Source organism: Streptococcus parasanguinis, assembly GCF_001578955.1.
In the GTDB taxonomy this organism is placed as follows: domain Bacteria; phylum Bacillota; class Bacilli; order Lactobacillales; family Streptococcaceae; genus Streptococcus; species Streptococcus parasanguinis_U.
The window spans coordinates 8,529-14,829 of sequence record NZ_KQ969692.1 but is presented as its reverse complement, the minus strand read 5'-3'; the positions used below and the strand labels follow the sequence as shown (position 1 = coordinate 14,829).

Genomic DNA, 6,301 nt, shown 5'->3' with positions numbered 1-6,301 from the left:
GTCCCACTCTCTTTTTGATCCTCAAAAAGTCACTATAAAACCAGTTGAAACAGAGGTTTCAACTGGTTGTTTTTTTAATTTTCGTCATCTGGTGTGAGAATCATTGGGATAATGATAGGTTCACGTTCCGTGCTCTCGTATAAGAATGGGCGGAGGGCATTAACAATCGCACCATTGACGGTTTGGATATTGGCATCTTTGTTCTTCAAGGCGATGCGAATTGCATTGAAGAGGATGCGTTGGCTTTCACGGATCAGATCTCCTGATTCACGCATGTAGATAAAACCACGGCTCAAGATGTCTGGTCCAGCCAGGATCATCTTCGATTTGAAGTCAACAGTCGCAACAGCAAGCACGACACCGTCTTCGGAAAGGTCTCTCCGGTCACGAAGGACAGCAGCCCCGATTTCACCGATACGGTTTCCATCGACATAGATATCTTGAGCATTGAAGCTTCCTGCGATCCGAGCAGAGTTAGCTGTAAGAGCGAGGACATCACCATTACTCATGATGAAGATATTGTCTTTTTCTACTCCACAATCACGCGCGAGTCCTGCGTGGATCTTCTGCATCCGGTATTCACCATGGACAGGCATGAAGTATTTTGGTTTGATCAAGCGGAGCATGAGTTTTTGTTCTTGTTGCCCCCCGTGTCCAGAGGTATGGATGTTGTTGATCTTCCCGTGAATGACATCGACACCCGCTTCAGAAATCGTATTGATCAATTTGTTCACACTGGTTGTATTCCCAGGAATCGGGCTAGAAGAGAAGATAACGGTATCTCCTGGTTGGAGTTGCACTTGGCGGTGCGTTCCGTTGGCAATCCGAGAGAGGGCTGCCATTGGCTCTCCTTGGCTTCCTGTACACATGATCAGGATTTCATTGGCCGCATAGTCTTTGATCTCGTTTGGCTCGATAATGGTTCCAGCAGGGACCTTGATGTAGCCAAGCTCGATTCCATTGACGATGGCTTTTTCCATGGAGCGTCCAAAGACGACGATCTTGCGACCTGTCTTGACAGCGGCCTCAGCTGCCTGTTGAAGACGGAAGATATTCGAGGCAAAGGAAGCAAAGATGATGCGCCCATGGATGCCTTCGATGATCTTCATGATGGATTGGCCAACCACTTTTTCAGAATTGGTAAAGGTTGGAATTTCCGCGTTGGTTGAGTCTGAGAGCAGACAGAGAACGCCTTCTTCTCCAAGAGCTGCCATACGATGGAGGTCAGCCGGTTCCCCAACGGGCGTGAAGTCAAATTTGAAGTCTCCGGTACAGACAATCTTTCCTTGAGGGGTGTGAATCACAATCCCTAAAGGTTCTGGAATAGAGTGAGTGGTACGGAAGAAGGTTGCTTTAAGATTTTTAAATTGAAGTTCAGTGTTTTGGTTGATTTCGTAGAGTTTGGCATCGCGAAGAAGGCCATGCTCTTCTAATTTTCCACGGATCAAGGCAAGGGCTAAAGGTCCAGCATAGATAGGGACATTGGCTTGCTTCAAAAGGAAAGGAATCCCACCGATGTGGTCTTCGTGTCCGTGGGTAATGAGGACCGCTTTGACACGATCAATATTGTCAACGATATAAGAGTAATCAGGGATCACATAGTCGATCCCAAGGAGGTCGTCTTCTGGAAATTTGATCCCGGCATCGACAATGATGATTTCATCTTGGTACTCGATCCCGTAGGTATTTTTCCCGATTTCTCCAAGTCCACCAATGGCAAATACACCAACTTCTTCAGGTTTTAAGGTATAGGCCATGGATTAGTACTCCGTTAGTTCAAAGGCACCTGACTCTTTCTCGTAAGCAAGGTGTTGCTCAGAAAGTGGTGTGATAAATTCAATGTTGAAATCTGTGTTTGCTTCAACCAATTGACGAGCTTGGATGCGTCCTTCGCGTTCATTTGGTGTATCAATATCGAGATAAAGTGCATGCGTCGTTTCACGACGAGGGTTCCGTTCTTTTGTTTTCTGATAAAAAACTTTGTAAATCATGAAGTAATTTTCCTTTCATTATTTCGGTCCATTTGTTAGCTGCGAAGGAGTGTAATCACTAGAGTTTTCGACTCGCAACTAGTGGACCTGATTCGATACAATTAATTATCATTATATCATAAATTCGCCTGTAAGTAAAAGATAGACTGGAAAAGTCAGAGGGGCAAAGACCTATAATAGAGAAGCTTTTGAGAGGTCTGGTGTATGAAAATCCTGCGCTTTAAGGGAGAGTTTCGCTGGGATTTGAAGGGAATTTGTAGTATAATATAATCCAGTTCAAGAGGAGTAGGAAATGAAATTATTAGCATTTGATACCTCGAGTAAGGCTCTTTCTGTAGCGATTTTAGAAGATGAGACTCTACTTGCAGAAACAACATTAACCATTAAAAAGAATCATAGTATCACCTTGATGCCGGTCATCGATTTTTTGATGCAACAAATCGACTTGACCCCCAAGGACTTGGACCGCATCGTGGTGGCAGAAGGTCCTGGGAGCTATACTGGACTGCGCATTGCAGTCGCAACTGCAAAGACATTGGCTCATACTTTAGGGATTGAATTGGTCGGGGTCTCAAGCCTCTTAGCTCTAGTGCCGGATGATCTAGAAGGTTTGGTAGTACCTGTCATGGATGCTCGTCGGAACAATGTCTATGCGGGTTTTTACCAAGAAGATCAGCTGGTCGCACCAGAAGGGCATTTTCCATTTGAGGAAGTCCTAGAGCGTGCAGCAACGAGTGAGCAGGTCACCTTTGTCGGAGAGGTCACGGCTTTTAAGGAGCAGATTGCCTCTAGCCTCCCAAGTGCTGCTTACTATGAAACCTTGCCAGATGCAGTGAAAATCGGACGTCTCGGTCTCAAACAAGCGCCTGCTAGCCTCCATGATTTTGTCCCTCATTATCTCAAACGGGTCGAAGCAGAGGAAAATTGGCTCAAAGACCACAAGGAAACAACGACCTCTTACATCAAGCGTCTATGATGAAAGGAACAATCAAGAAAGGGAGCGTCAAGGATGCGGCCGCTATTCTCTCTGTGATGGAAGATGTCTATGAAGCTAGTCCCTGGAAGTTGGATCAGATCCAAGCCGATTTAGAGCAGGAATCGATCTCCTATTTTCTAGCTGTGGATGAGGGACAAGTCCTTGGGTTTGTCGCCATTCAAGAGACTCTCTATGAAGCAGAGGTCTTGCAGATTGCGGTCAAGCGCGCTTTTCAGGGCCGAGGCCTAGCTCAGCAGTTACTCGCGCAGTTGCCGGATAAAAAAGAGATTTTCTTAGAAGTGCGCGTGTCCAATCAACCGGCCCAAGGCCTATACAAAAAAATGAATTTTGAAGAAATTGCACGGAGGAAAAACTACTATCACGATCCGATAGAGGATGCCGTGATCATGAAGAGGAACCTGAATGAAAGATAGATATATTTTGGCTTTTGAGACATCGTGTGATGAGACCAGTGTGGCTGTCTTGAAAAATGACGACCAACTCTTATCCAATGTCATTGCCAGTCAAATCGAAAGTCACAAGCGTTTTGGTGGAGTGGTGCCTGAGGTAGCCTCTCGTCACCATGTGGAAGTCATCACGGCATGTATTGAAGAAGCCCTAGAAGAAGCAGGGATCACAGAAGATGAGGTCACCGCTGTAGCCGTTACTTACGGCCCAGGCCTGGTTGGGGCTCTTTTAGTCGGCTTGGCTGCAGCTAAGGCCTTTGCCTGGGCGCACGGCCTTCCTTTGATTCCTGTCAATCATATGGCAGGACACTTGATGGCCGCTCAAAGCGTGGAGCCCTTAGAATTTCCGCTCTTAGCCTTGCTGGTGAGTGGAGGACATACCGAGTTGGTCTACGTCAGTGAAGCGGGGGATTATAAGATCGTCGGAGAGACCCGTGATGACGCTGTAGGAGAGGCTTATGACAAGGTCGGGCGCGTGATGGGATTGACCTATCCAGCAGGACGTGAGATTGATCAGCTAGCCCACCAAGGGGTTGATATCTACGATTTCCCACGGGCCATGATCAAGGAAGACAATCTGGAATTTTCTTTTTCAGGGCTCAAATCGGCTTTTATCAATCTGCACCACAATGCCGAGCAAAAAGGGGAAAGTCTCTCCAATGCGGACTTGTCAGCGAGTTTCCAAGCAGCCGTCTTAGACATTCTCATGGCCAAGACCAAGAAGGCTTTGGAGAAATATCCGGTCAAAACCCTAGTCGTCGCGGGTGGGGTCGCAGCCAATCAAGGTCTTCGTGAACGCCTGGCTTCTGAAATCACAGATGTCAAGGTCATCATTCCGCCTCTGCGTCTCTGCGGGGACAATGCAGGGATGATTGCCTATGCTAGCGTCAGCGAATGGAACAAAGAAAACTTCGCTGGCTGGGACCTCAATGCCAAACCAAGCCTAGCCTTTGAAGGAATTGAATAAGAAAAAGGAGCCAATTGGATGAGCGATTCCAATGGCTTTTTTGCTGGGATCTCACCAACTAGTAGCGGATTTGCGAAGGGATTATAAAGCTTTCTCTTTCATTGGTCCTTTTTCAACCTTTTTTCTTGTGTTATAATAGAGGTCAATGATTCAGAAAGGAGTGAGAGAGTGGAAAAAGATTTTTGGCAGGGGGTGAAGGACGCACTTCCGACGGCTTTGGGCTATATCAGTATTGGCCTGGCTTGTGGTGTGGTAGCGTCTCCCTATCTTTCTCCTTTGGAGATGGCCTTGATGAGTGTATTGGTCTATGCTGGGGCGGCCCAGTTTGCGATGATCTCTCTGATTGCGGCTCATTCTTCGATCTTGAATATGGCCTTGACGGTGTGTTTGATCAATCTCCGTAATATGTTGATGAGCCTGCATACGTCGTCTGACTTTAAGGATGTTAGTCTCGCTCATACCATCGGGATTGGAAGTCTCCTGACCGATGAGAGCTATGGGGTCTACTTGAGTGAGAAGTTAAAGACGGACACCATTACAGTTCCTTGGATGCATGGGAATAATCTAGTAGGCTATGTGGCTTGGATCAGTGCGACGGTTATCGGAACAGCTCTAGGATCTCTCCTACCTGATCCAAAGGCTTTTTGGCTTGATTTTGCTTTAGTGGCTATGTTTATTGGGATTTTTGCAGCTCAGTTTCAAGGAATGCAACTGACAGAAAAGACCAAGACCATGCTCATGGTGCTGTTAGCAGTAGCAGTGAGTTTCTTTCTCTTACTCTTTTTTGTTTCGCAACCGCTAGCTGTGCTAGCTGCGACCTTGATCGGCTGTTTTGTGGGGGTGGTCTGTGATGCGCGTGAATAGTTATATCTTCATGGCCATTCTGGCCTCAGCCCTCGTTACCTGGATTCCTCGGATCTTGCCCTTCCTCTTAGTCAAATACAAGGGACTGCCGGCTCCTGTAACTCGCTTTCTCAAATACCTGCCTATTTCCATTATCTTTGCCTTGGTTTTATCAAGCTTAGTAGATGGAAAAATTGGAAGCCTCCCGCAGTTTCACTGGTTGGACCTAGTAGTGACCATTCCCAGTCTCTTTGTAGCCTTTCGTTACAAAAACCTTATGGGAACCGTTTTGTTTGGAATTGTCTTGATCGCCCTATTACGATTGGTATTTTAAATGTAAAAATATGTTACAAAAAAATTACAATTGTTACAAAAAAACTTGATTTTTGTAACAATTGGAGTATAATGGGAGTCAGAAAGATAAAGAGGTGATCTTATGAAAAAATCAATCTTCCGTTGGAGTGCCGCTGTTCTGGTGGCTGCTTCACTTGGTCTAGCTCTCGGTGGTTGTGGTGCAAAGGATAAAAAGACAGCTTCCTCATCCGCAAAAGCATCTACTAGCAAGGTAGAGAAAAAAGCCAAAAGTAATAGCAAAAAGAGTGCAGCATCTTCTTCTCAGGCAAACGATACAGCTAGCTCTTCGACTCAAGCAAGTAGCGCGACAACTTCAAAAGACTCTGGTAAGACCGAGAATGCGTCTACTACGACGCAAGCTACTGTCCCTGCAGAATTGGTGGGAACTTGGGTAGGATCTAGCCCACAAGCGGATGCGATTAAAATGACAGTGGATGCCAATGGGGATGTAACAACAGTGGTAAGTTTCAAAAATGATAGCGAACCGACTCGGACAGCGACCTATACGGCAAGAGCTGTCCGAGCAACAGGCAATATCTACTATTGGGATGCTGAAGGTCTTGATGGGGCTGATGCCTTGCTTCCTGGGATCACAGGTCTGGGTGTCGCTGACTTCCGACTCGAACCTGGTTTTATCTTGGAAGAAGGACACTATACACCGATTGTTTTCACAACGGCTACCAATACACCATTTGACTACAAC

The 6,301-nt window shown here is 46.3% G+C and carries 8 protein-coding genes; 6 read left to right on the top strand and 2 right to left on the bottom strand.

Annotated features, from left to right (window positions below; genetic code table 11):
* Nucleotides 1–74: 74 nt before the first annotated feature.
* Both rnjA and SPADD19_RS08395 read right to left on the bottom strand, forming a co-directional pair.
* Nucleotides 75–1,757, bottom strand: a complete 1,683-nt coding sequence (rnjA, locus tag SPADD19_RS08400; protein WP_003015245.1) for a ribonuclease J1 — start codon at nt 1,755–1,757, stop codon at nt 75–77.
* 3 nt (nt 1,758–1,760) lie between these two features.
* A complete protein-coding gene (locus SPADD19_RS08395; RefSeq protein ID WP_061455780.1) occupies nt 1,761–1,991 on the bottom strand; it encodes a DNA-directed RNA polymerase subunit epsilon in 231 nt (76 codons plus the stop codon).
* A 292-nt stretch (nt 1,992–2,283) separates the two neighbouring features.
* On the opposite strand from SPADD19_RS08395, the gene tsaB reads away from it, so the two are divergent.
* From tsaB to SPADD19_RS08365, 6 genes are all read left to right on the top strand, one after another.
* A complete protein-coding gene (gene tsaB / locus SPADD19_RS08390; protein WP_061455779.1) occupies nt 2,284–2,967 on the top strand; it encodes a tRNA (adenosine(37)-N6)-threonylcarbamoyltransferase complex dimerization subunit type 1 TsaB in 684 nt (227 codons plus the stop codon).
* The gene (gene rimI / locus SPADD19_RS08385; RefSeq protein ID WP_061455778.1) at nt 2,964–3,401 is read left to right on the top strand and encodes a ribosomal protein S18-alanine N-acetyltransferase; all 438 of its coding nucleotides are present in this window, start codon (nt 2,964–2,966) and stop codon (nt 3,399–3,401) included. The genes tsaB and rimI overlap by 4 nt, the downstream gene beginning before the upstream one ends.
* On the top strand, nt 3,391–4,401 hold the full coding sequence (gene tsaD, locus SPADD19_RS08380; RefSeq protein WP_061455777.1) for a tRNA (adenosine(37)-N6)-threonylcarbamoyltransferase complex transferase subunit TsaD: 1,011 nt from the start codon (nt 3,391–3,393) through the stop codon (nt 4,399–4,401). The genes rimI and tsaD overlap by 11 nt, the downstream gene beginning before the upstream one ends.
* Nucleotides 4,402–4,569: 168 nt before the next feature.
* Nucleotides 4,570–5,265, top strand: coding sequence for an AzlC family ABC transporter permease (locus SPADD19_RS08375; protein ID WP_061455776.1), 696 nt, complete (start codon nt 4,570–4,572; stop codon nt 5,263–5,265).
* The gene (locus SPADD19_RS08370; protein ID WP_023919193.1) at nt 5,252–5,578 is read left to right on the top strand and encodes an AzlD domain-containing protein; all 327 of its coding nucleotides are present in this window, start codon (nt 5,252–5,254) and stop codon (nt 5,576–5,578) included. Before SPADD19_RS08375 ends, SPADD19_RS08370 begins: the two co-directional genes overlap by 14 nt.
* A 102-nt stretch (nt 5,579–5,680) precedes the next feature.
* Nucleotides 5,681–6,301: hypothetical protein (locus tag SPADD19_RS08365; RefSeq protein ID WP_061455775.1), on the top strand; the 621-nt coding region annotated here is incomplete at its 3' end.